The sequence below is a fragment of the Pseudomonas sp. PF05 genome, from assembly GCF_056521845.1.
In genome coordinates, this window is the sequence record NZ_JBWLPW010000018.1 from 80,703 (window position 1) to 106,617 (window position 25,915).

Sequence of the window (25,915 nt, forward strand, 5' to 3'; positions counted from 1 at the left end):
CACACGACAATAACGAGGTGAATGGCCATGTATAAAATCCTGATAGCCGACGATCACCCACTGTTTCGCGAAGCCATCCACAACGTCATCAGTGACGGTTTTCCGGGCAGCGAGGTCATGGAGACCGCCGACCTGGACAGTGCCCTGGCCTTGACTGCCGAGCACGACGACCTGGACCTGATCCTGCTGGACCTGAACATGCCCGGCATGCACGGGCTCAATGGCCTGATCAACCTGCGCAACGAGGCCCCGACCATCCCCGTGGTGATTGTCTCCGCCGAGCAGGACAAGCAAGTGGTGCTGCAGGCCATCACGTATGGTGCGGTGGGTTTCATCACCAAATCCTCGCCACGCTCGCAGATGACCGACGCCATCGAGCAGATCCTCAACGGCAACGTGTACCTGCCGCCCGACATCATTCGCACGCAAAAAAGCCCGATGGGCCGGCGCCTGAACGAAACCCCGGCGTTCCCGCCGGAACTGCTCCAGGCCCTGACCCGCAAGCAATTGCTGGTGCTCGAACGCATGACCAAGGGCGAATCGAACAAACAGATCGCCTACACCCTGGACATCGCCGAAACCACGGTCAAGGCCCACGTCTCGGCGATCCTGCGCAAGCTCAATGTGCACAACCGGGTGCAGGCGATCCTCAGTGCCGGGGATATTGATTTCGGGGCTTATTTGCGGCGTTGACACACATCCCTGTGGCAAGGAGCTTGCTCCCGCTGGGCCTGTAGGAGCTGGCGAAGCCTGCGATCTTTTGATCTTTTGATCTTTTGATCTTTTGATCTTTTGATCTTTTGATCTTTCGCTTGAGATTCAAGTGTCTTTGGAAAGATCGCAGCCTCGTTGCACTCGACAGCTCCTACACAGCTCCTACACAGCTCCAATACAGTTCCTACGCAGCGCCTGCGCAGCGCCTACAGGAACGGCGGGAGCAAGCTCCTTGCCGCAACAGCGTTCGACTTAATGGCTCTGGGTCTGGCCCAACAGATGACTCATCGCAATCTTGAGCTTCATCGGCCGCACCGGTTTGTGCATCAGGGTGTGCCCCTGCTCGCGGATCTGCTGCTTGAGTTCGTTGCTGTAGTTGGCGGTGATCATCATGGCCGGGATCGGTGAGGCCCGGCGGGCGTTGATCCGGGCCACGGCATCGACGCCGTTCTGATCGTGGTCCAGGTGATAATCGGCGATCAGTAAATCGACCTCGGCGTGGTAGTTGTCCACCTGGCGGGCCAGGTCCTGTTCCGACAACGCGGTCACTACCTGGCAACCCCAACCCTCCAGCAAAGTCCGCATGCCGGCACAGATCGCCGCGTCGTTATCCAACACCCAGACCCGAGCCCCACGCAGGCGTTCGAGCATCGGCTCGCTCATGTCCAGGCACGGCAGCGGCTTGGGTGCGGTGGCACTCAGCGGCACGTCGATAGAGAACATCGAGCCCTTGCCCGGCCAGGAGCGCACCTGGATCCGGTGCCCGAGGATCCCTGCAATTTTCTCGACAATCGCCAGGCCCAGGCCCAAGCCTCGGTCCTGGTTCGGGCGCTGCACGTCGCCGCGCTTGAACTCCTGGAATATTTCCTCCAAGCGGTTATCGGCAATGCCGATGCCGCTGTCCCAGACCTGGATCGACACGCACTGACGGTGGCGCCGGCAACCCAGTACCACCCGACCGCTGGGGGTGTAGCGAATGGCGTTGCTCAGCAGATTGCGCAGGATCCGCGCCAGCAATTGCATGTCGCTGCGCACCAGCACCGAACAGCCGACAAAATGCAACTCCAGCCCTTCGCTGCGGGCGATCTGGGCGTATTCGGCAGCCAGGTTGTCGAGCAGCTCACTGAGGCCGAACGGCGCGACATCGGCCTTGATCACCCCGGCGTCCAGCTTGGAGATGTCCACCAGGGTGCCCAACAGGTTCTCGACGTCCTGCAACGAATTGCTGACGTTGCGCACCAGTTGCGCGTTGGCGACCGGCTCGCGGCGCTCAAGCAAGGCGCTGGTGAACAGCCGGGCGGCGTTGAGCGGTTGCAGCAGGTCATGGCTGACCGCCGCGAGAAACTTGGTCTTCGACAGGTTCGCCTGCTCGGCCTCGCGCTTGGCCTCCCGCAGGCGCAGTTCCACCCGGCTGCGCTCGTCGATTTCGCGCAGCAACTGGTCGTTGAGGGTGGTCAGTTCGGCCGTGCGTTCCTGGACCCGCTGTTCCAGGTTCTGGTAGGCCTGGTGCAGCGCTTCAGCGGTGCGCCGGCGTTCGGTGATGTCGCGGATCAGCACGAAAATCCCCACCACTTCGCCGTTGGCCAGGCGGTTGGGTACATAGGAGCGCAGCATGTAGCGCTCCTGGTTGTTGATGTTGGTCTCGGCGAACTCGAACGTCACGCTCTCACCCGCCAGCGCCCGCGCCACGTAGGCTTCCAGGCGCTGGTAATGCTGCTCGCTGTGGGCTTCGCGCAGGCTCTGGCCGAGCATCACGCCACGGGGCCAGCAATACCATTGCTCGTAGACCTTGTTGGTGAATTCGTAGACCAGGTCGGCGTTGAGGTAGGCGATCAGCGCTGGCACATGGTCGGTGATCAGGCGGATCCAACGCTCGCTTTCGCTCAGCGCCTCGGCGTGCTGGTAGCGTTCGGTGATGTCGGTGAAGGTGTTGACGTAGCCACCGGTGGGCAAGGGATGCGTGCGGATCTCCAGGACCCGGCCATCGGACAGGCGTTGCTCGGATTCGTGGATCAACCGACCGTTGCTGTCGCGACTGGCCGGGGTCAGCAGTTGCAACTCACTGTCGGCAATCACTTCGTTGAACGGCCGGTGGGCCGCTACCGGTGCCAGGCCGCTGAGTTCGAGGAAGCGCCGGTTCCACAGCTCCAGCACGCCCTGGGCGTTGACCATCGCCACGCCCTGGGACAGGTTGTCCACCGCCCGCTGCAACAGGTGGGATTTCTGCGCGATGGCTTGCTCGCGGCGCACGGTTTCGCTGAGCTTGACGTCGGTGATGTCGGTAAACAGGATGACCCGCCCGCCCTCCTGGGTCGGCCGCTCACTGACTTGCAGCCAACGCCCGTTCTGCAAGCGATACAGCACGTGCTCGTCGGCCTGGCCCCGGGGTTCTTCGCTGAACAGCCCGTTGGCGGTCATCAAGCGCTTGACCTCGGAAAGGCGCATGCCGGCGATGATGCGCACCCGGCTGTTGGCCCAGAATGCCTTGAAGCGGCTGTTGAACAGGACGATGCGTTGCTGCTCGTCGAACAGCACAAACGCATCGGAGATGCTTTCGATGGCATCGATCAGGTGCCGGTGGGCCGTTTCTGCCCGCAGCCGCGCCTCGCCCAGCAAGTGATTGCCGGCCTTGAGTTCAGCCATGGCCTGGTTCAGCGCATCGGTGCGCTCGCGAACCTGCTCGGCGAGCACCACCGAGTGCTGGAACGCCGCATACGGGTCATTGCCCCGGGTTACGCCGGACTCCACCCGTTCGATCAGCGCCTCGTTGATGCGCCGCAACTTGCGATTCTCATGCTGCAGGGCAGCGAGCTGGGCCTGCAGCTCAGCGATGGCCAGGGACGCGATGTCGGGCAATGGCAACTCCGGTGAACGTCTGGTTGATGTGCATGCCATTGAACTGTTCTCCATAGGTGTTGAACCCCATCACCCGTTGTTCGCGCAAGAACTGGCCGATCTGCTCCAGCCCGCCGCGGTCTTCCAGCTCCAGGCGCCGGAGGAAGCAATCGCAACCGATAGTCAGCAGCAAGTCGCCGAGGCGCGCCTGCAAACCGTCGAACAGCGTTTGCAGGTTCTGCAGCAAAGGACCGGGGGTCATCGCAGTGAGGACGATGCCGTTCTCCACCGCACAGTAGAAACTCAGGCTCAGGTCCGGGTGCACCTGCTGGATGGCTCGCACGTAGTACTGGTCATTGATGCGCACCGCCAAGGGATGGGCGGCGAAGACCCGGTAGTCGAGGGCGCTCACCGGCACGCCGATGTGCCGGGCGTATTCTTCGGCGGCCGGTTCGGCGTTGAGCTCGTAGACCCGTCGCGAGGCGCTGTCGGCGCCGGTCACCACCAGTTTTTCCTGTCGGGGCAGGATGTGATGGGTGGTGAAGACTTCGAATTCCAGCCAGGTATTGATCAGCACCACCACCGCCGCGCCACTGTGGAACTGGCCTTCGAAGTACACATGGGTGTGGGTCAGGTAGTTGTCATCGCCGGCCGAGCCGCCGAAATGCGGGATGTCCCCCAGCGCGGCGCTCAAGGCCGCCAGTACCATTTCCTCGCGACTGGACAGGCCATCGAGCAGGGTCAAGGCGAAACTGTGGCCCTTGATCGGTGCCAGGGCGTTGCTGCGACAGCCGCTGGCCAGGCGCTCGACCATTTGCTGGGCGTCGATCAGGCTGAAGTGCTCCATTTCACCGATCAGCTCGGCGGCAATGGAAAAATGCCGATGATCGAACCCCACCGCCGTCACGCAGTTGCGACCATAACCTTGGGTGGTGATTTCACCGGCGCTGGTACAGCCCACCAGGCGAATCCCGCCGAAACTCCGGGACAGCGCCTGGCCCAGGGCCGGCAAATCATATTCGGCGGAACAGAAAAACAGCACGAAGCCCAGGTGCGGGTGCAGCAACTGCCGCGCCAACGCCTGGGCCACCTGCTGGACGTCCGTCGCCTGGGACATGGCGCTCACCACACCTTCGCTCTGGGCCTGCTGCATCTTCGCCTCCGACGGGTGCGTGATAGGAGCCCTGAGTGTACGAAGCCGCGTCGAGTCGACGAATGCTACTTGGGTAGCGGGTGGACGCTTCCATGGGATGAGATTGATGCACAACGCAGCGAGGGAACTTGTTCCCGCCGGAGTCTGTAGGAGCTGGCGAAGCCTGCGATCTTTTGATCTTTCGCTTGAGACTCAAGTGGCTGGGGAAAGATCGCAGCCTCGTTGCACTCGACAGCTCACAGCTCCTACAGACCTCAGCAGGAGCAAGTTCTTTCGCCACAAAGAGCGGTTCAGTGCCCAGGCTATATCAGTGACTCATCGACGACATGGCGCTCGCCTGCCCCAGCTGTTTCTGGTCGATGTCATCCAGACGCAGCACCCGGCCGCCGGTATCGCTGGCGAGTTTTTGTGCCGCCTGGGGATCGGAGAACGAGGCCAGTACCACGCCCATGGCGCCTTTGAGCCCGCTGCCGATAACGAAGTAGGCAGTGCGGGCGTCGATCAGGTGGGCGTCATCCGGCGTGTCCCAATGGCTGCGGCCCATGTCGTGGACATACAGCTTGACGTCGGCCCGATGGTTTTCCGGCTGCAACCACCAGCCCAGCATCTCCGCCGGCGAGCAGAATTTCTTCACGCCCCCTGCCCCGACCGCCGCGCCCTTGGGCCCGGGGAAGTCAGTGATGACCATGCCGCACACATGGCACTCGTCACTGGGATGAAACGCCAGCGCCGCCTCGCTGGCCGCAGGTGGCTCGGCCTTGCCGCAGGCCGTCAGCGCCAGGCACATCAACACCCCGGCCAGGAGGCGGCCTCCCTTGAGGTACACCTTGTTCATCGTTGCATGCTCCCTTATCAAGATTGAAATTCACGGGCATCGGCGATTGAACAACCGATAGGCCAGCCATAACGGCACCGCCATCCACAGGCCCAGGCACAGCCAGAGCAACGGCGCCGACACCGGCAGGTCGCTGCCCAAGGTCAGCACCGCGGCGCCGCTGGACGCCGCATCGAACCCGGACAGGTTGATCAGCCGATACACGTCCGTAGGGTTGAACAGCAACAGCCATGGCAACAGTTCAGGGCTGAAGCGCCCTTCGCTCAGCACCAGCAAGGCCAGCAACGCCAGGTCGAACACCAGCACGAAGAAAAACCACACCCCCAGCGCCAATCCGGCGGCGGTGGATTTCTCTGCCGACAGGCTGCTCAGCACATACGCCAACCCGAGGAACACCCAGCCCAGCAGCGTGCTGGACACCATGAAGCGACCGAAGGCCCAGAGCAGCAGGCTCAACTGGACATCGTCCACCCACAGGGCGATAGCCAGCATCGCGCAGCCAAAACCGATGAAGGTGGCCAGGGCCAGGATCAGGCCATGCCCCACAAACTTGCCCAGCAGCAATTGGCCGCGGCCCAACGGGTAGGTCAGCAACAGCAGCAAGGTGCCGCTCTCGTCCTCGCCGACAATCGCGTCATAGGCCAGCAGCAAGGCAATCAGCGGCATCAGGAAGGTCGCCAGGCTGGACAGGCTCGCCACCGTGGCCGGCACCGAGGTGAACCCCAGTTGACCGGATGCCGCCGCGCCGAGCCAGGCGATGCCGATCGCCAGCACCGCGAACAACAGGCTGATCGCCAATAACCAGCGATTGCGCAGGCCATCGCTGAATTCCTTGCGGGCCATGTTCCAGACCGGATTCATAGGCGGGTCTCCTCGGCCGCGGCACGGACCATGTAATGACGGTACAAATCTTCCAGTGACGGCGGCTTGATCTCGACATCCGACGGGTCATCCTGGGCCAGTAACTGGCGCAGCAACCTAAGCTTGCTGCCATCCGGCGCGGACACCTGCACCCCTTCGGCGCCCCAGCCTTGGGTGACGTGTCCTTCACTGTGCCAATGCTGGCGAAGCCAGTCGGCCCGCGACAGGCCCGAGGCGCGGATCAACGTCGGCAACCCCGCGTCCTCCCGCAGCCGGGCCAGGCTGCCCAGGGCCAACAGGCGCCCTCGGGTGAGAATCGCGGCGCGGTTGATGTGAGCTTCCACGCCAGGCAAGACGTGGGAACAGAGAATGATGCTGGTGCCCTGCCAACGCAGGCGGTCGAGCAACTGATAGAGGTCCTGGGTGGCGATGGGGTCCAGGCCCACGGTCGGTTCATCCAGCAATAACAGACGCGGTTGGCCGAGCAGCGCCTGGGCCAGGCCGAGGCGCTGGCGCATGCCCTTGGAATACGTCTTCACGCGCCGTGTCGCGGCCCCCGCCAGCCCGACCTCATCCAGCAAACGCTGCACCTGCTGCGGTGCCGCACCTTTGAGCCGGGCAAAATGGCGCAAGGTTTCCAGCCCGCTCAACTGCGGATAGAACATCACGTTCTCGGGCAGATAACCGAGCATCTGCCGCACGCTCGGGTCGCTGGGCGCGCGGCCGAAAACACGTACCTGGCCCTCGCTGGCCCGCAGCAAACCGAGGATCAGCTTCATGGTGGTGGTCTTGCCCGCACCGTTATGCCCGAACAGGCCGAGCACTTCGCCCTGGGCCAGGTTCAAGTCCAGCCCGCGCAGCACGGCGACATCACCATAGTACTGACTGACCCCTTCGATCTCGACGACGTTCAAGACGCATCCTCCTGGGCACTGTTGCGTGGCGGGGGTTGGACAGGCGTTTGCATCAGCGGATGACTGTCCATCACCCCGGGGGATTTCATCACCGGGAAGGCTCGCTGCACCCAACGCAGCAGTTCGATCCCCGGGCTGTTCATCAACAACCGCACCTGGGGATACAGCCACAGCAGGCGATCGACGTTGTCGTTGGGTTCATAGGCCACATCGCCCAGGCCGTCGCCGTTGCGATCCCAGCCCAGGTAGTCGCTCCAGTAATTGCCGCGGCCATCCGCCGACCATTCCTGCAGCCGCGTGGCAACGTATTTGACCTGACGCTGGTTGTGGACGAAGGCATTGCCGGCGATGCGGTTATCCTCCGAGCCGGCGGTCAGGTGGATACCCACGGCGCTGCGCTCGAAATGATTGCCTTCGATGCGGTTGAACAACGAGTTGTAAATGAACAGGGCCTTGCCCTCGGCGCCGGTGATCATGGTGTCGCCGGTGGACCCGTCGCGCACATCGGTGACGAAGTTGTCGCGCAGTGTGGAATAGGTGATGTAGTTCATCAGGATCCCGTAGTTCTGATCCTGTTCGGAGCGATTGCCGACGACCGTCAGCTGGCGGCTTTGCATCAAGGCGTAGCCGGTGCGGGTACGCCGGGTGACGTTGTCCAGCAGGCGGTTATCGTTGGCGAACATGTAGTGCACGCCGTAGCGCAGGTCCTCCAGGACATTGCCCTGGAGCAGATTGCCATTGGAAGTGTCGATGTAGATGCCATCGCGGGTTTCGCGCACCTGGTTACCGATGACCCGGGCGCCGTGTACGGCATACAAATGGATGCCATTGCCACGGTCTTGGGAGCGCAGGCTGGGGTCGCCCTGGATGCGGTTGTCGATCAGGCTGACGTCCCGCGTGCCATCGACCCAGATACCGAAGCCCTGGCCCTGCATCCGGTTGTCACGAATCACGGCCCCTTGGGCGAGCGGTTGGATGAACACGGCCGCGTTCATGGCCGTCAGGTCGTGGCCCCAGTCCAGGAACGTACACCCCTGGATCCGTACGTTCGGGGCGCGAATGATCACGCCATTGCCCTCGCCCTGGCCCTGGAATATCGCCTGCGGCGCACAGGTGAGGGTCATGGGCTGGTCGATGCTGAACGAGCCCCGGTACTGGCCCGCAGGCAGGCGCCATTGCTGGTCGCCCTCAGCCTGCAAAGGCAAATCGGTGATCGGCTGCGGCGCGCCGAACGCGCCTCCCGATAACAGGCAAAGCACCAGCGCAATGACCGGTTGGCGAGCATGGCCCGCAGGTTGCGGCGTTTTCCCGGTCATTGCACCTGTCTCCTTGACGAGCCGTTTCAGGCTTTTTCAACCAGCATGCGCCCGACCATTTCCATGTGCAGGGCGTGACAGAACCAGCTGCAGTAGTACCAGTGCAAGCCAGCCTTGTCGGCGGTGAACGTGATGGATGAGGTCTGTTGCGGGCTGATCTCCATGCTGGCGCCGTGGTTGGTCATGACAAAGCCGTGGGACACGTCTTCGATCTGGTCGATGTTGGTGATGGTCACCGTCACCTCGTTGCCTTGCTTGACGGTGAACTCCGTCAGGCCATAGGCAGGCGCCATCGAGGTCATGTACACCCGCACCTTGTTGCCGTCGCGAATGACCTTGTTGTCGGTTTCCAGGTTGATGCCGTCCTTCTTTGCCAGTTCCACGGTGCCGGCGAAGAATGGATCGTTACGGTTCCAGATTTTCTGGGTCTTGATCTGGTCGCGCCGCGCGAGAATGCAGTCATGGGGCTCGGCGAAGGCCGGGCCGTCGTGCACCAGTTTCATTTCTTCACCGGAAATGTCGATCAGTTGATCGTTCTCCGGGTGCAATGGGCCAGTGGGCAGGAAGCGGTCCTTGGAGAATTTGCACAACACCACCAGCCATTTGCCGTCCGCCTCGCTGGTTTCGGTGAGGGACGCATGGTTGTGGCCGGGCTGATACTGGACGTCGAGCTTCTGCTTGATGTAATTGACCTTCTCGCCCTTGTAGGCGCGGATGGCATCTTCCATGTTCCACTTCACCACCTGGCTGTCGATGAACAGGGTCGTGTAGGCATTGCCGCGTCCGTCGAACGTGGTGTGCAGTGGCCCGAGCCCCAGTTCCGGCTCAGCGACGATCACTTCGCGTGGATCCTTGTAACGGTCGTTGAACAAGTCATCCAGACGGTCGATGGCGATCATCGAGACCGTGGGCGACAGCTTGCCGTTGGCGATGAAATATTTGCCGTCCGGCGAGGTATTGAGCCCGTGGGGGTTCTTGGGCACGGGAATGTAGCGGGTGAATTCGGAGTCCTTGCCATCGGTCTTGCGGCCATCGACCACCGGCACCTTGGAGCCGTCCAGGTGGATGAACTTGCCGGCCTTGATCGCCGCCTCGATACGCGGGATGTTGAACACCACCACCCAGTCGCGCTCGTTGCGCATCATGCCGCCCAGGTCGTAGGCCTTCTCGGAGTTGTAGCAGGTGCTGGCGGCGTATTTGCCGGTGTAGTCAGCGTCGGAGTTGTCCAGGTTGCCGTCGACGATCACCTGGAACGCCATTTCCATTTTCTCGGCGTCGATGGCGTTGAACATCGTGAAGCTGTTTTTGTCCTGCAGGTCGAAGGTATGGCCGTCGTTGGGGTGCGGGATCACGAACTCAGCGTTGGCGAACACGTACTTGGTGTATGGCACCTTTTGCAGGCGCAGGCCGTGGATGGCTTGCACGTTGGGCACGGTGAGGATCTTGTCGCACTTCATGATGTCCAGGCGAATGCGCGCGACCCGGGAGTTGGCCTTGTCGTTGATGAACAGGTATTTGCCGTCGTACTTGCCGTCGGTCATGGAGATGTGCGGGTGGTGGCAATCGCCGTTCTGGTACTTGGCGCTGTCGCCCAGGACGCGCTTGCTTTCGTTGGTCAGGCCCCAACCGGTGGCCGAGTCGACGTTGAACACCGGGATGCGCATCAGCTCACGCATCGATGGCACGCCCAGCACCCGCACCTCGCCCTGGTGGCCGCCGCTCCAGAAACCGTAATATTCATCCAGCTCCCCGGGCCCGACGTGGATCTTGGACTTGGCCTCCTTGGTCGCCGCAGCCCAGGACTCACGGGTGAACGTCCCGGCCCCCAGCGCCGTCGCGCCGGCCAGTACGGCCCCCGTCACCGCGCCGGTGCCGAGAAAGCTGCGCCGGCTGACCCCCCTGGGTTCTTCCACCGCGCCTGGGGTCTGGTTTTTTTTATCGCTCATGCTGTGTGCTCCATGAAGAATGAAACGGTCAAGGGACAGGCCATTGGGGTGCCTCAAGGCGCCGGGTTCACCTGCACCACGGGAATCAGTTGCGCATCGGTCACGGTCGCCTTGCCGCGTTTCTTGCGCTTGTTGATCAGCGGCGGGCATTTGTTTTCGTTGTGCCAGGTCATCTGGCAGTCGAGGCAGTAATGGCATTCGTTGGCATTGATCCGGCCATCGGGATGAATCGCCTGGATCTCGCATTCCTTGGCGCACAGTTGGCAGGGGTTGCCACATTCCTTGCGGCGCTTGAGCCAGTCGAACAGCCGCAGCCGGGTCGGCATCGCCAGGGCCGCGCCCAGCGGGCAGACGTAGCGGCAATAGACCTTGCGGGTAAACAGGTTGATCACCAGCAGGCCCACTGCGTAGGCCACGAACCACCACTGGCGGTCGAACCTGAGGGTGATGGCGGTCTTGAAGGGTTCCACTTCAGCCAGCCGCTCGGCGGTGGCCATCGACTCCAGCGAAACGCCGAACAGCACCAGCAAAATGATGTACTTGATCGCCCAGAGCCGCTCATGGACGGCGAACGGCAGCTCGTATTGGGGCACCTTGAGCTTGCGCGCCAGTTCGTTGATCAACTCCTGCAACGCGCCAAACGGACACAGCCAGCCGCAGAACACCCCACGCCCCCACAGCAGAATGCTGCCGGCGGTGAACACCCAGAGGATGAAGATCAGTGGATCGGTGAGGAACAGCTCCCAGCGAAAGCCTTCGAACAAGGCATGGACGAAGGTCAGCACGTTGACCACCGATAACTGGGCCAAGGCATAGCCGCCCAGAAACACGACGGTGAACACCAGGTAGCCGCGGCGTAGCCAATGCAACAGCGTCGGCCGCCGGGCCAGTGAATCCTGAAAAAACAGGATCGCCGTCAGCACCAGCAGGGCTACGCCAAGCACGCTGATTTCGACACTTTTCTGGTACCAGAGCGTCAGCCACATCGGCCGGCTGGCTTCTTCGGCCGCCGCCAGTTGTTCGGCGGTCGGCAATGGCCGCTCCAGGTAGGGCTCCGGCAACTGATAGGCCAGCTCGAAGCTGCTGAAAATACCGCTGACCGGCCCGGTCTGACGGCGTATCAGCAGTTCCAGGCTCCAGGGCGAACCAGGGTCGAAACGGTGGGAGGCGCGGACGATGAACACCGCCATTTCGTCGAACTCAGGCATGTCCTCGGCGGCCACGTCATCCAGGCGCTGGAAGTCCATGTCACGGAAGCTGATGACGTCGCCGAACTGGCGCACCAGCACCCGATCGAAAATGCCGCCACGCACATAACCCGAGCCCTTGAAGGAGTAGCGCCCACTGCCCATCACGGCAATGGCTTGCTCACCGGGCTTGAGTTCGCTCATCAGCCTGCGGTACTGCGCATCGCCCAGCAGGTTACGACCGATGGTGGGCGGGTTGAGGTGGGTGACGTACAGGTCGATGAACGTGTCGTCGGCCTGCTCGGCGTTGGCGACTTCGACCTGTTCGGCGTCGGTGCCTTTGAAGGTGGCGTCTACTTGACCGCGAGTCAGGTGCAGGCGGCGTACTGCGCCGTTGCCGGTCAAGGTCTTCCAGTCGGCCGGCTCGTAGATGTCCTCACGCACACGTGCTGGCGCCACCGCCAACCCCGCATTGCCCTTGACCAGGCCCAGGGACACCGCGACATCGTGGGCGGCACGCATGATGACCTCGTTGACCACCATCGCCGTCACAGTGGCCCCGGCGATGGCATCCACGGTCACGGCATTCGGGTCGCTGGAATGCCCCACCACCACCCGCTGGTTGACCTTGATGCCGCTGTAGCGTGCGCTGAACGCGTGGAGTTTTTCTTCGGCGATGCCGATCAGCAGAATCGGCTCATGGTGTTCGAGCACATAGGCATCGAGAATCACACCGGCCGGATCGAGGATTACCTGAACATTGATCGGTTTGCCGGAATAGGCGGGAATGTCCACCACGTCCAGGCTTTGGAACACATAGCCCAGGACCTTGCCGGCAGCGGACAGCGTGCGCACCTTGAACCGCCCTTCGGGCTCGGAGATCGAGTCGGTCTGGTTCAGGACATGGTGGATGCGCTGTTGCGGGGTGTCACCGTAATCCTTGGCCTGGGCCAGGCCCATGAATAACAGCAGGAAAACGAACAGCCCACGGAGCCAGAAGCGGGATAGGTGCAACATCACAAAGGGAGGGGTCATGGACGCCAGGGCTTAAAGACAGGATCTTGGCGATCATGGTAGGGGCCGGCCCCTTCTTCGGCCCTTGATTGAAATCAACTTGGGAAAAACTTAAACCCGAATCCATGTACAGACGCGAGCCTTTTTTGCGGCGAGCGCACTCCCGCTGGAGCAGTAGGAACTGCGTAGGTGCTGCGTAGGAGCTGCATAGGAGCTGTGTAGGAGCTGTGTAGGAGCTGTGTAGGAGCTGTCGAGTGCAACGAGGCTGCGATCTCTCCCCAGACACTTGAATCTCAAGCGAAAGATCAAGATCAAGATCAAGATCAAAAGATCGCAGGCTTCGCCAGCTCCTACAGAGCCCAGCGCGAGCAAGCGCCCTCGTCAGTTATCGGGGGGCCGTATCCATGGGAAAATCTGCAGATGCGTTTCTCATCTCATGCGCCCAGAGTAAATTTTTATCGCACGCGAACGGTTGAACCCGGTCGCATAATTGTCAGCGCTGTGATCCAGTCCACTCTGCCATCGCCATAATGCAACGCCATAACGCCATGAAGCGTTGCCCCGACGTCACAAGGAATGCCCGATGCCCCCACGCTCCGCCCCTGCTTCAACCGCTGACTTGCCGCAAGGCACCGGTTTCGTCCGGGTGCGTGGCGCTCGCGAACACAACCTCAAGAACGTCGATGTGGACATCCCCCGCGATGCCCTGGTGGTGTTTACCGGGGTCTCGGGGTCCGGCAAGTCGTCGCTGGCCTTCTCCACGCTCTATGCCGAAGCCCAGCGACGTTATTTCGAGTCCGTCGCGCCTTATGCGCGGCGGCTGATCGACCAAGTGGGCGTGCCGGACGTCGACAGCATCGAGGGCCTGCCGCCGGCAGTCGCCTTGCAGCAACAGCGCGGCACCCCCAGTGCACGTTCGTCGGTGGGCAGCGTCACCACCCTGTCGAGCTTGATTCGCATGCTCTACTCCCGTGCTGGCAGCTACCCGGCCGACCAACCGATGCTCTACGCCGAAGACTTCTCGCCCAACACGCCACAGGGGGCCTGCCAGCAATGCCATGGCCTGGGCCGCGTCTATGAAGTGACCGAAGCGTCCATGGTGCCAGACCCGTCGCTGACCATCCGCGAGCGCGCCGTGGCTGCATGGCCCATGGCCTGGCAGGGCCAGAACCTGCGAGACATCCTGGTGACCCTGGGCTATGACGTCGACATCCCCTGGCGCGACCTGCCAAAAAAGCAAAGAGACTGGATTCTCTTTACCGAAGAAACCCCCACCGTTCCCGTATACGCCGGGCTCACCCCAGCCCAGACCCGCGCCGCCCTCAAACGCAAGCTCGAACCGAGTTACCAAGGCACGTTCAGCGGCGCCCGGCGCTACCTGCTGCATACCTTCATGCATTCGCAAAGCGCACAGATGCGCAAACGCGTGGCGCAATACATGCGCGCCAGCCCCTGCCCGGTGTGCGAGGGCAAGCGCCTCAAACGCCAGGCGTTGACCGTGACCTTTGCCGGCCTGGACATTGCCGAGCTGTCGCACCTGCCGTTGCTTGAGCTGGCCGAAGTGCTCAAGCGCGTCCTGGCGCCCGACTATCTTGAACACGCCGAAGAAACGGGGGACGTCCTCAGCCACCAGCAAACCCGAGAGGCCCGCGAGCAACGCGCCGCCAGGGGCGACAACCCGCACGCGGGTGGGCCCGACGCGCGCCACACCCCCAACCTCTCCCTGGAAAAACGCCTGGCCGCCCAACGCATCGCCGCCGAGCTGCTGGAGCGGATCGTCACCCTGATCGACCTCGGCCTGGGTTACCTTGCCCTGGAGCGCAGCACGCCAACACTTTCGTCCGGCGAACTGCAACGCCTGCGCCTGGCAACCCAACTCAACTCGCAGCTGTTCGGGGTGATCTACGTGCTGGACGAACCCTCCGCCGGCCTGCACCCGGCCGACAGCGAAGCGCTGTTTGGCGCCCTGCAACGCCTCAAGGCAGCGGGCAACTCGGTGTTTGTGGTCGAACATGACCTCGATACCATGCGCCGCGCCGACTGGCTCATCGACGTCGGCCCGGACGCCGGCGAACAAGGCGGAAAAGTCCTCTACAGCGGTCCGCCGGCAGGCCTTGGACAAGTGCCTGAATCACGTACCCGCGCCTATCTTTTTGGTGCAGAACACGCCGCGACACGCACCCCAAGAACACCCAAGGATTGGCTGCGCCTGGAAGGCATCACCCGCAACAACCTCGACAACCTGAGCGCGGCCTTCCCCTTGGGTTGCTTCAGCGCCGTGACCGGCATCTCCGGCTCAGGCAAATCCAGCCTCGTCAGCCAGGCCTTGCTGGATCTGGTCGGCGCGCACCTCGGCCAGGCCAGCCCCAACGCCGAACCCGATGAGCAAAGCCTGGAAGACGAACCCGTGCAAACCAGCGGCGGGCGCGTTACCGCCGGGCTCGACGCGGTCAAGCGGCTGGTGCAGGTGGACCAGAAACCCATCGGCCGCACCCCGCGCTCCAACCTCGCCACCTACACCGGGCTATTCGATCACGTGCGCAAACTGTTCGCCGCAACGGCGCAGGCACAAGAATTGGGATTCGACGCCGGACGGTTTTCCTTCAACGTCGCCAAGGGCCGTTGCGAGACCTGCGAAGGTGAAGGCTTTGTCAGCGTGGAATTGTTGTTCATGCCCAGCGTGTACGCCCCCTGCCCCACCTGCCATGGCGCACGCTACAACCCGCAGACGCTGGAGGTTCGCTGGCAAGGCCTGGACATTTCCCAGGTGCTGCAACTGACCGTGAACCAGGCGCTTGAGGTGTTTGCCGAGCAAGCGGCAGCCAGGCGCTCATTACAGGTGCTGCAGGATATCGGGTTGGGCTACCTGCGCCTGGGCCAACCAGCCACGGAACTGTCCGGCGGCGAAGCCCAGCGGATCAAGCTGGCGACGGAACTGCAGCGCAAGGCCCGGGGCGCAACGTTATATGTGTTGGATGAGCCAACCAATGGGTTGCATCCCCAGGACGTGGACCGTTTGCTGGTGCAGTTGAATCGACTGGTGGAAGAAGGTCATACGGTGGTTGTGGTGGAGCATGACATGCGTGTGGTGGCGCAGAGTGACTGGGTCATCGATATCGGCCCGGGGGCTGGCACCCAAGGTGGAAAGGTGGTCGTGTGCGGGGATCCGCAGACCGTGACGAAATGCCGGGAGAGTCGAACGGCAGGGTTCCTGAAAAAAGCTATGCAGCAGGAGAATTAAAGGTTTTTTTTAATGTTTCTCGCTGTTGCTAAAAGCTGTCTATACTGCCCTCCAGTTAATCGTTTCAGTAGTCGTATAACTATAACCTCAGGAGCAAAGGGCTGAGGCTGCACAGGCAAGGACGCAAAATGACATCACCCCAGTTGAGAGAACAAGTATTACACGGCGGCATGAGGGGTCATTATCGCGCCCTGAAACGAACCCCTATGAACTGGAAAAACCCATTCGATACTCCAGCCTCCTTCGCAGCCCCGATGGCGCTCAAAAAACGGCGAACGGGTGTTGATGCTAACGCTATAAAACTGTCCTCCTCCGCTTGGCGAATATCAAGGTGAAACCTCTGCTAAATACAGGTATTCACACTAATATTTTGCGAGCGCGGCCACTATGCTCAAACCCATCTCAAGCCACCTGCTCAATTTAATTCAAGAGGTGGAGCATAACATTCCAGGAAAAAGCCACGACGAGTACACCGAGATACTAGGCTGGATGTTCTCGAAACTAGGGCTTGAAAGATTTGCTTATGTTCATCTGGAATCCACCCCCTTCGACAACTCAAAAGTCTCCATCCACAGCAATTATCCCGCCGAATGGGTGGACACCTACCGTAAGAACTCACTTCACAAATCAGACCCTGTCATGGCCAACACAGCCATTACCGCCACGCCCTTTTTCTGGGATGAAATCCCACAAGAGATAGGCAACAATCCGGAGATATTTGATCAGTCCGCATCCTATGGCATCCAGCAAGGGTTCACCATTCCGATTCATGAGCCGGGCAGATCATTCGGCTCCATTCATTTATCCTCAGAAGAAAATGACCCCGACTTCCCTACCATTGTCCGGGAGAACATGGTCATCATCCAAACACTCAGCGTTATCGCCAACCAACACCGTCCGGTTGAAATCAGTGCAGAGAGCACGCTCAAGCTATCGCCCAGGGAAGTTCAATTCTTGCGTTGGCTTGCGCTTGGGAAAAACTATAAAGAAATCGGTTTGATCATGAATATCACTGAACGAACAGTGAAGTTTCATGCCAAGAAAATGACTGAAAAGATGGAGTGCACCAATGTCAAGCAAGCCATGTTCAAAGCTGCGCAGTTGAACTTCATCTAAATAATGCCTAGTGTCAAAATTTGCTTACCCAGGCAACCAAGATCCCGCCCCCTCTTTCGAGCTCGACGCCACCCAAGTTCAATATCAGAACACACTCAGGTGAAACTCACTTGGGATGCGATATTGAAAAGCATGCCGCAAGCAAACAACCCAATCACCAGAGAGATGGCTCGATTTAGAAATCGCCCGGATACAATCGCGTGAAATTTTCGACCACAAAAAGCGCCGCCCGCGATCCACACTAGCCCCACCGGAAAAATTATGACTGAAAAGAGCAGCATGAATGACAGCCAATTATCCAGCGATAGGAATGTTCCCGCCGGCGCAACGAAGGAAACAAAAAACAACCCTTTGGGGTTTGTCAGTGTTGCCACAAACAAATCCGGCACAGTAATACCCTTCATGGCGCCAGGCGCGTGATCCTTTACCGAAAACCAAAGTTTCAAGGAAATATAAAAAAGAAAACACACGGCAAAAATCTTGGTAGCGATCACCACCCACGAGTGATCAGCCATCAGCAAGTCAATGAATACCCCCCACATCGTCATCTGAACAACGTATGCCAGCCATTCGGCGACGATGAAGCGCATCGAATGCGAACTGAGTCCTCTACTTACACCCGTTTGCAATAATAATGAATTCGTCGGCCCCGGAACCAACAACACGGTCAACAACGAAAGCGCAATATAATTCATAACATCCATCCATATCAGCAGCCTGTACGGCTAATTTTCAGGGCCAGATCAATCCATCATCTTTCCACATGACTTCAAGCCGAGTCGCATCAAGTCAGCCACTGCAGTCATACGAGGTCGGACAACCGCCTTAAATAGAGCAATCACACTAGACCACCATCAATGTGCCACCTGCCTAAATCCGTTCGCCAAGCGATATCCTTCCAACTCACTGCCCGTAAGTCTGCCTACGAAAGAAGTCAGCGTGCCCACAACTAGATGACCCTTTGTTTACAGGTACTGGCGCCATTTCTCAGGGTGTCAATTTCTTGAACAAAACAAGATCAGTTGCTTACAAGAGTTTTTTTAGGATCGTCAAAAAAACAATAGATCACTCCTACATCAACTCACCTCAATCCCTTCGATCAGCACCAGTTTGCCACCATGCCCAACCTATACTTTTTTGGATTCCCAGCGATACCATTCCAGAACTAACGAGCTCCCCAGTAGTTATAATTCAACCCCAAATCCCGCGCCCACTAATTAGGCTGCACACTCTACAAATCAAAGACTGTACTTTAGGACAGTTGAAATACATTAGTGCAAAGTCAACAGTAGCTTCACCTGTAGCCAAGAAGTCGCATCCATGAACTACTCCCCATGCACCTATGGATTTTCCGGCGTATCCACCCGCATCGTAAGCTACTCCAAAATCCCCCTCAGAACCCTCGAGCAAATATTGTCCATTCGCAAACTCGCCTTCATCGATCGAAAGAAGTGGGACATTGAAAGTTATCAAGGTAGCGATTATGAGTGGGATGAATACGACGACCCCGACGCGATGTATATCTACGCCCATGAAAACGATCGCGTTACCGGCTGTGTTCGACTACGCCCCTCCAGCAAACCCACACTGATGAGTGGCGCCCTGAGTTTTATCCTTCCAACCGAAAAAAACAGACCGAACTTGGATCACTGTTGGGAAGCCACAAGGTTTGCACTTTCGACTGATAGTTCTTCCACGGGAAAACTCACCCGAGCCAATGTAGACATTCGCACGGCGGCACTTTTCCTGTCAATGATTAAGTTCGCCCAACAACAAAAGATTCACACCTATGAAATCGTCATTGACACCCTGATGGAAAAAATCCTGAAACGTTCTGGATGGGCGATTGAAAGACTCAATACAGCATCAGGCTCGAAGGGAGAACATGTAATTTACGGCACATTGCCATGCACTTTGAAAACTTATGAGGAGGTCCTCAGCAAAAACGCCATCGACCGAGCAACCATACTTACCCCACCCCTAATGGCCGACCGCTCATCAGATACACTCCATAAATCCCTGGACACGACCAAGATACTCCCCGGCCGAAACATTCCCGCAAAGAGAGCCCTGCACACTGAACTGCAGCTTTAATCAAATAATTGGATTATTTTGGAGAAAGGATGAACCTACAACGATTATTCCCACACGTTGGCAAAGTCATTGCCAGTACAGGCAGCCGCCATTTCCCGCGCATGTTGCACGACCTGATACTTACGGAAATACCCGTAGACGCAACACATATTACCGAGCAACGGATCGGTGCAAGTAATATGTCGGAACCCAGCACCTCCAGCATAGGTTGCGTCGGCATGGACAACGCTTGCGTGGGTGCGCTCGTGGACACGCACACCGCCAAGCCCTTTTTCCTCGCCGACGACATTCTCTTTGAAGACGCGGCGCCACAGAAAATACCTAACTTTTCTCGGTGCCTGCTTAAATGCGAGCGTTCGGACAAAGTCCCCGGCTATAGCACGACGACGCAATTACACCTGACGACCCGTAAGAATGGTCATCGTTATGTGCTGTCCATCTACCGTTCGCCTCTTTCAAAGGGATTTACCGCACAAGAACATGCACTGTTAAAAGATTTTTCCTGTCTCTTATTGCCCATGGTCGAGGAGCACGTGGCGGCCCTTGTTCCGCCGGAGTCGACACGACAGGCCCCTTTCCTGTCATTGGACGCATCGGAAAATGACGGCATGGAAGCGCTGCGCCAAAGGTTCGCTGATCGACTGCTACTGTCGGGATTGAGTCTGTCCTCTCGCGAAACGGAAGTGTGCGTAGGTCTGCTGGCCGGGCGCACCGCCCCCGAACTTGCCGAGCAACTGAACCTGAAGGTCAATACAGTCGAAAGTTATCTCAAGCGCGCCGCCATAAAAATGGGGATTGGCGGGCGTCGTTCGCTGATCCGCTGGATGCACTCAATGGATGCCGCACCGGCTCACATGGAATGGAATGGCAGTAACCCGATTCAACAAGCCGTATAACCTACCCCCAACGATTGCTCGCTCACTGACCGGGTCGAGTACTTGTTGGGGGAATATTGCTTCCCCCCTCAGGTCTCCTCCACCGTACCTTCCTCCATGGGCGATCGGGTGCGACGTTTCAGCCATTGCAACGCATCGTCGACGTAAGTGAAAATCACCGGCACCACCAGCAGGCTCAACAGCGTCGATGTCAGCAAACCACCCATGACCACCACCGCCATCGGTTGCCTGAAACTCGGGTCCTCACCCATTCCCATCGCCGTCGGCAACATCCCGGCCCCCATCGCAATGGTGGTCATCAGGATTGGGCGGGCACGTTTGTGGCAGGCATCCACCAGCGCATCATATCGACCCAGGCCATAATCGCGGCGAGCCATGATGGCGTACTCCACCAAGAGAATGGAGTTCTTGGTCACGATGCCCATCAGCATCAACAAGCCAATGACCGATGGCAGGGAAAAACTGAAGTTGCACACCAACAAAGCCAACAACGCGCCACCCAGCGAGAGCGGCAGTGCCGACAGAATCGTGGCCGGCTGCAAGAAGTCGTGAAACAACAACACCAGGACTGAATAAATACAAAACACACCGATGGCCATGGCTAGGCCGAAGCTGGCGAACAACTCCGTCATCAATTGCAGTTCGCCCTGCTCCACCAGTTTGACTTCGGCTGGCAAGTTGCGCATCACCGGCAGTTGGCGGGCCTCGGCCATGACCTCACCCAGGTTACGACCGTTGAGTTCGATAGACAGGGTGACGTTGCGCAGGCGGTCCAGTCGGCTGATTTGCGCCGGCCCACTGCCCATGCTGAGTTCCCCCAACGAAGCCAGGGCGACCTGGCCGTCTCGCCCGGTTACCCGCAATTGGCTGATCGCCTGCAAATCGTCGCGCAACAGCGAATCCATGCGCACCCGCACGTCCACCTGCCGCTGGGACAAATTGATCTTACCCAGTTGCGAGGAATATTCGCCATAAGTCGCCATGCGCAAGGTATCGGCGATGTCCTGGCTGGTGATGCCCAATTCCGCTGCCCGGGCAACATCCGGCCGCATCTGGATTTCCGGTCGTTGCAAGGCGCTGCTGGACGAGACATTGCCGATCCCGCGCAGCTCACGTAGCTGGGGCTCAAGGGCGCTTGCCGTGCGCTCCAGCAGATCGCCGTCATCGCTGGCAAGCACGATATTGAGCTTCTCTCCGCTGCCATCGCCACCAACGTTGATGCGTACTCCCGGAAGGGTGCGCAATACCTGGCGCATCTGCGCTTCGACCTCCACCTGCTTGCGATCACGAGCATCCCGGGGCGCAAGCTCCACCGTCAGGACCGCATCGCCGGCGCCGGTGATATCGGCAGGCCCGGCGCCCGTACTGCTGGCGGTCCCCACCGAACTGAACACGTGCTTGACGTCCGGTAGCTCGCGCAACCGCTCACTGGCCTGCAAGGCCACCGCGGTGGTTTGCGCCAATGTCGTTCCCGGCGGCAGTTCCAAGGTCACTTTGCTGCGACCGGTGTCCTGCGCGGGGAGGAAACTGGTGGGCAGCAAAGGAACCAATCCCAGGGCGCCGACGAAGCACAGGCCGGCCAGGCCCATTGTCGTCTTGCGCCGAGTCAGGCTGGTGTCGATCCAGCCCAGGTAGCGGGTCATCAACGGCCCGTCATGGTCGGTTTCGTTCCTTGCCTTGAGCAAATAAGCCGCCATCATCGGCGTCAGCAGCCGCGCCACCAGCAGTGAAAACAACAGCGCCACCGAAGCCGTCACGCCGAACTGGCGAAACAGCTTCCCAGCGATGCCGCCCATGAACGCCGTGGGCAAGAACACCGCGACCAGGGTAACGGTCGTGGCAAGCACCGCCAGACCGATTTCATCGGCAGCCTCGGTGGCGGCCTGGAGCGGAGTCTTGCCCATGCGCAGGTGCCGCGCGATGTTCTCGATCTCGACGATGGCATCGTCCACCAGCACACCGATGACCAGCGCCAGGGCGAGCAGGGAAACGGAGTTAAGGGTAAAACCGGCCAGGTACATCACCCCAAAAGTGGGAATGATCGACAGCGGCAGCGCCGTGGCGACGATGAGCGTGGCGCGCCAGTCCCGCAGGAACCACCAGACCACCAGTACCGCCAACAGCATGCCTTCGTACAGCAAATTCATCGAGTCGTGATAATTGGCGAGCACGGCCTTGACCGTGTCGCTGGCTTCAACGATTTGCACGTTCGGATGTTGTTCGCCAAAGGTGGCCATGGCCTTGCGCACATCATTGGCGACGCCGACATCAGAGAACCCCAGGGAACGGGTGACCTGGAAGCCAATCACCTGCCTGCCATCGTGAAATGCCCGGGTGCTGCGCTCGGCGTGGGTGTCACGAATGTCGGCCAACTGCCCCAAGACAAGCAAGCGACCATCGCCGCTGGGAATGTCAATGGCACCGAGTTCCGCCGGATCGTCAATGGCGCCCAAGGTACGCATGGCTTGTTGGCCACTGCCCAGATTGCCCTGGCCACCGGAATTGTCCTTCTGCATGGCCCGCAACTGGTTGGCGACGTCCGTCACACGAATGCCCAGGCCCGCCATCAGCGCCGGGTCGAGATTGACCTGGACTTCCCGGTCCACGCCGCCCATGCGCGAGATCATTGCTACCCCGGGCACCGCCAGCAGTTGCTTGCTCAACTCATTGTCGACGAACCAGGACAAGCCCTCTTCGTCCAGGTTGTCGGAATCGATGACATAGGTGAGCAATGCCGAGGCACTGGTGGTCAGCCGCGAAACCGACGGTGTGTCCAGGCTCGCCGGCAGTTGCGCCATGGCACTGTCCACTGCGTTGCGCACTTCGTTGAGTGCCTCGTTGCCATCCTTGTCGATGTCAAAGCTGACGCTGATGTTGACGGCACCGTCGGTGATGCTTGTCGTCACGTGCTTGAGCAGGCGCAGCGACGTCAGCTTGTCCTCGATCTTGCGCGCCACTTCGGTTTCCAGTTGCTCCGGGGCCGCACCTTCCAGCGAGGCGCTGATCACCACCACTGGCAAATCCATGTCCGGAAAATCCTGGATCGCGAGCTTCTTAAAACCCAACAAGCCAAATAGCGTCAGCAGAATGAACAGCATGACGGCCGGGACCGGATGGCGGATCGACAAGGCCGAAATGTTCATGGCTGGGCGACCTGGGATTGAACGAGGGTCACACTCGCACCGTCATTGAGGAACGCACCGCCAGCCCGCACGATGCGGGCAGGCTCATCGAGACCGCTGAGGATTTCCACGGCCTGATGCAAGCGTCGGCCGACCACCACCGGTCGCTGGACAACGTGCATGTCATCATTGAGCGTGAACACATAGGAACGCCCATCCCGCAGGATGACGGCAGTGTCTGGCACCGTAACGGCCTCGCGCGGCGCCAACTCGATCTGGCCACTGGCATACATGCCGGCCTGGGCGGCGCTGTCGGGGGGCAGGGAGACATAGATCAATCCCCGGCTGGTCTTGGTATTCAACGTGGGCGATACCAGCCGCACGCGCCCTTCCAGGCTCTGGCCGCCGGGCAACGTCATGCGGGCGACCTGGCCCGGCTGCACCTGCGCCAGTTGGCGGGCATCCAGCTCGGCCTGCCATTCGATGCGACCATCGCGCACCATGCGAAACAATTCGTCGCCGGCGGAGAGCACCTTGCCGAGCAGTGCCGTGCGCGCCGAAATGATGCCGTCGTCCACGGCGACGATGCGTGTCTGGCCTAGCCTGATCCGAGTGCTCTGCAGTTCGGCACGGGCGCTGGCGAGGTCCGCCTCGGCGAGCGCGACCTTGATTCGGTAGTCTTCACGTTGTTGCTCCGACAGTGCCCCGCCCTGCCCGACGACCCGGGCCCGACGATCATTGGAGCGGGCCTGCTCCAGGTTGGCGTTGGCCTGGGCGACGAGCGCCTTCTGCTTGTTCTCTTCGGCAACCACCGTTTCGCTGGCCAGCGTGGCCAGTAATTGGCCCTTCTTGACACGGCTGCCCACATCGGCCTCGATGCTGGCGATGCGCAGGTTGCTGGTCTCGGCATTGATGACCGCTTCCTGCCAGGGGGCGAGCGCGCCATTGGCAAACAGCAACTGCGGCCAGACCTGGCGTTGCGCCTGGACGACTTCCACGCTCAAGCTGCTGACCTGGGGGGCGGCCTCGGCCGGTTCAGCGCCCCGGCGAAAGTAGATCAACGCCACCACGATCGCGCACACCCCGATTGCCAACGCGAACTTGCCCGGTCTCGACCTCACGCGCCGTCTCCGCCCAATGCTCGACTGCGTGCCAGGGGCTGATCGGCATGCCAGCCGCCCCCCAACGCCTTGTACAGGGCGATCCAGTAGCGCACTTGATTCTGCTGCAAGGTGATCAATTCAATCTCGGCTGTCAGCGCCTGGCGGCGTGCGGTTTCCCGGTCCAGCAGGCTGACGTTGCCGGCCTGCCAACTGCGGTCGATGGCCTCGAAAGACTCCCGGAAACCCGCGGTGGAGCGCTCCACATCCGACTCCCGGCGACGGGCCGCGTCGAGGCGCACCAGGGCCTGCTCCACTTCCATCACACCGGTGCGCAGCGTTTGGCGATAGACCGCCAGGGCTGCGTCATACGAGGCCTTGGCCCCCTCCGCCGCCGCACGACGCTGGCCACCGTCGAACAGCGGAATCGACAACACCGGACCCAGCGACCAGGAACGGTTGCGCTGGCCCACCATGGTGCCCACGGAAATCGTCCCGGACAGACTCAGGCTCGGCAAGCGATCGGCCTGGGCCACGCCGATCTCGGCATTCGCTGCTGACAACTCGCGTTCGCGGGAGGCGATATCCGGACGCTGGCGCAGCAAGTCGGCCGGAATCTGTTGCACGTTGAGTTCGGCCGGCTGCGGCAGTTGCGCCGGCGTGTGACCGAGCACATCCAGCAGACGCCCTTCATCACTGCCTGTCAGTGCCACCAGGCTCTTGAGCAACACTTGGCATTCACTCTGCTGCTGGACCAGGGCCGCGGCGCTGCTGGCGGCACTGGCATCGGCCAGCGCGGCGTCGGCGGAGGACGTGAAGCCCGCCCCGAACGACTGGCGCGTCATGCGCGCGGTGTCTTGTTGTGACTGAGCCTGGTCGCGGTAGGCCAGCACCAACTTCTGGCATCCCCGGTATTGCACGTAATAATCACCGACCTGGGCCGCCAGCGACACCCTCGCGTCATGCCAGTCATCGACCCTAGCTTCGACGCGAGAGCTGGCCGCTTCATTGTTGCGGCGCAACTTGCCAAACAGGTCGAGTTCCCAGGCGGCATCCATCGTTGCAGAGGAACCAGAGCCCCCCAGGCGCTCCGAACCGGTCTGCTGCCCACCTCGGCCGCCTGACAGCCTGCCGTCGAACTTGGGCAAGGCATCGGCGGCGTCACTGTCGGCAGTCGCACGGGCCAGCGAGATATTGGCCCAGGCCTGGTCCATGGACGGGCTGTCGGCTTCGGCCAGGCGCAACAGTTCGGCCAATGCAGGGTCATCGAATTGCCGCCACCAGTCGGCCAACGCAACCACGGACGCGCCATGGGGCACCGGTGCCTGCCACTTGGCGGCGATCGGGACGTCTGGCACCCGATAGTCAGGGCCCAACACGCAGCCGCTCAAGGCCATCGCACACAGTGTCACCAGCAATATGCTCTCTGGGGGCTTGAAGACATGCATAGCGTTCTCTAGAGGTGTCGAAGGTGAAGACAGCAAGGCACCCGGCACCGGCGCAACTCAGGGAGATGGCAGATTATTAACGATGGCTTGGTGAGGCTCGTGTGGCAGGTATTTAACCCCGAG

17 protein-coding genes are annotated in these 25,915 nt (G+C 60.4%); 5 read left to right on the forward strand and 12 right to left on the reverse strand.

Going from position 1 to position 25,915, the window contains the following annotated elements; translation table 11 throughout:
• Positions 1-27: 27 nt before the first annotated feature.
• Positions 28-693 carry a response regulator transcription factor gene (locus tag AC09SL_RS24650; RefSeq protein WP_053122521.1) on the forward strand — a complete coding sequence of 222 codons (666 nt, stop codon included), beginning with the start codon at positions 28-30 and terminating at the stop codon, positions 691-693.
• Between the two features lie 273 nt (positions 694-966).
• On the opposite strand, the gene nahK is transcribed toward AC09SL_RS24650, so the two are convergent.
• From nahK to nosR, 8 genes are all read right to left on the reverse strand, one after another.
• Positions 967-3,609 (reverse strand): hybrid sensor histidine kinase/response regulator NahK/ErcS', encoded by a 2,643-nt coding sequence (nahK, locus tag AC09SL_RS24655; protein ID WP_081264523.1) that lies wholly within the window; start codon positions 3,607-3,609, stop codon positions 967-969.
• Positions 3,539-4,702, reverse strand: a complete 1,164-nt coding sequence (gene nosP, locus AC09SL_RS24660) for a nitric oxide-sensing protein NosP (protein ID WP_058544876.1) — start codon at positions 4,700-4,702, stop codon at positions 3,539-3,541. Before nosP ends, nahK begins: the two co-directional genes overlap by 71 nt.
• A gap of 307 nt (positions 4,703-5,009) precedes the next feature.
• A complete protein-coding gene (locus AC09SL_RS24665; RefSeq protein WP_058544875.1) occupies positions 5,010-5,537 on the reverse strand; it encodes a nitrous oxide reductase accessory protein NosL in 528 nt (175 codons plus the stop codon).
• 30 nt (positions 5,538-5,567) lie between these two features.
• Positions 5,568-6,398, reverse strand: coding sequence for an ABC transporter permease (locus AC09SL_RS24670; RefSeq protein WP_046062341.1), 831 nt, complete (start codon positions 6,396-6,398; stop codon positions 5,568-5,570).
• A complete protein-coding gene (locus AC09SL_RS24675) occupies positions 6,395-7,312 on the reverse strand; it encodes an ABC transporter ATP-binding protein (protein WP_058544874.1) in 918 nt (305 codons plus the stop codon). Before AC09SL_RS24675 ends, AC09SL_RS24670 begins: the two co-directional genes overlap by 4 nt.
• Entirely contained in the window at positions 7,309-8,628 is a 1,320-nt protein-coding gene (locus AC09SL_RS24680; protein WP_058544873.1) for a nitrous oxide reductase family maturation protein NosD, read from the reverse strand. Before AC09SL_RS24680 ends, AC09SL_RS24675 begins: the two co-directional genes overlap by 4 nt.
• Before the next feature lie 26 nt (positions 8,629-8,654).
• Positions 8,655-10,574, reverse strand: coding sequence for a TAT-dependent nitrous-oxide reductase (nosZ, locus tag AC09SL_RS24685; protein WP_058544872.1), 1,920 nt, complete (start codon positions 10,572-10,574; stop codon positions 8,655-8,657).
• Between the two features lie 53 nt (positions 10,575-10,627).
• Positions 10,628-12,796, reverse strand: a complete 2,169-nt coding sequence (gene nosR, locus AC09SL_RS24690) for a transcriptional regulator NosR (protein ID WP_231139269.1) — start codon at positions 12,794-12,796, stop codon at positions 10,628-10,630.
• A gap of 562 nt (positions 12,797-13,358) precedes the next feature.
• Here nosR and AC09SL_RS24695 point away from each other — a divergent pair.
• The gene (locus AC09SL_RS24695; RefSeq protein ID WP_058544870.1) at positions 13,359-16,016 is read left to right on the forward strand and encodes an excinuclease ABC subunit UvrA; all 2,658 of its coding nucleotides are present in this window, start codon (positions 13,359-13,361) and stop codon (positions 16,014-16,016) included.
• A 387-nt stretch (positions 16,017-16,403) separates the two neighbouring features.
• On the forward strand, positions 16,404-17,132 hold the full coding sequence (locus tag AC09SL_RS24700) for a LuxR family transcriptional regulator (protein ID WP_058544869.1): 729 nt from the start codon (positions 16,404-16,406) through the stop codon (positions 17,130-17,132).
• 95 nt (positions 17,133-17,227) lie between these two features.
• Here the strand turns inward: AC09SL_RS24700 and AC09SL_RS24705 are convergent, their stop codons facing one another.
• Positions 17,228-17,827 carry a LysE family translocator gene (locus AC09SL_RS24705; RefSeq protein ID WP_058544868.1) on the reverse strand — a complete coding sequence of 200 codons (600 nt, stop codon included), beginning with the start codon at positions 17,825-17,827 and terminating at the stop codon, positions 17,228-17,230.
• Between the two features lie 625 nt (positions 17,828-18,452).
• On the opposite strand from AC09SL_RS24705, the gene AC09SL_RS24710 reads away from it, so the two are divergent.
• Together AC09SL_RS24710 and AC09SL_RS24715 are read left to right on the forward strand one after the other, a co-directional pair.
• Positions 18,453-19,226, forward strand: coding sequence for an acyl-homoserine-lactone synthase (locus tag AC09SL_RS24710; protein WP_058544867.1), 774 nt, complete (start codon positions 18,453-18,455; stop codon positions 19,224-19,226).
• A 29-nt stretch (positions 19,227-19,255) separates the two neighbouring features.
• Positions 19,256-20,122 (forward strand): helix-turn-helix transcriptional regulator, encoded by an 867-nt coding sequence (locus tag AC09SL_RS24715; protein ID WP_058544866.1) that lies wholly within the window; start codon positions 19,256-19,258, stop codon positions 20,120-20,122.
• A gap of 68 nt (positions 20,123-20,190) precedes the next feature.
• Here AC09SL_RS24715 and AC09SL_RS24720 read toward each other — a convergent pair whose 3' ends face one another.
• From AC09SL_RS24720 to AC09SL_RS24730, 3 genes are read right to left on the reverse strand one after another with little or no spacing between them, the layout of a single operon-like run.
• The gene (locus AC09SL_RS24720) at positions 20,191-23,265 is read right to left on the reverse strand and encodes an efflux RND transporter permease subunit (protein ID WP_058544865.1); all 3,075 of its coding nucleotides are present in this window, start codon (positions 23,263-23,265) and stop codon (positions 20,191-20,193) included.
• Entirely contained in the window at positions 23,262-24,365 is a 1,104-nt protein-coding gene (locus tag AC09SL_RS24725; RefSeq protein WP_058544864.1) for an efflux RND transporter periplasmic adaptor subunit, read from the reverse strand. Before AC09SL_RS24725 ends, AC09SL_RS24720 begins: the two co-directional genes overlap by 4 nt.
• Positions 24,362-25,792: an efflux transporter outer membrane subunit gene (locus tag AC09SL_RS24730; RefSeq protein WP_058544863.1), complete on the reverse strand. Its 1,431-nt coding sequence runs from the start codon at positions 25,790-25,792 to the stop codon at positions 24,362-24,364. The genes AC09SL_RS24725 and AC09SL_RS24730 overlap by 4 nt, the downstream gene beginning before the upstream one ends.
• Between the last annotated feature and the right edge of the window lie 123 nt (positions 25,793-25,915).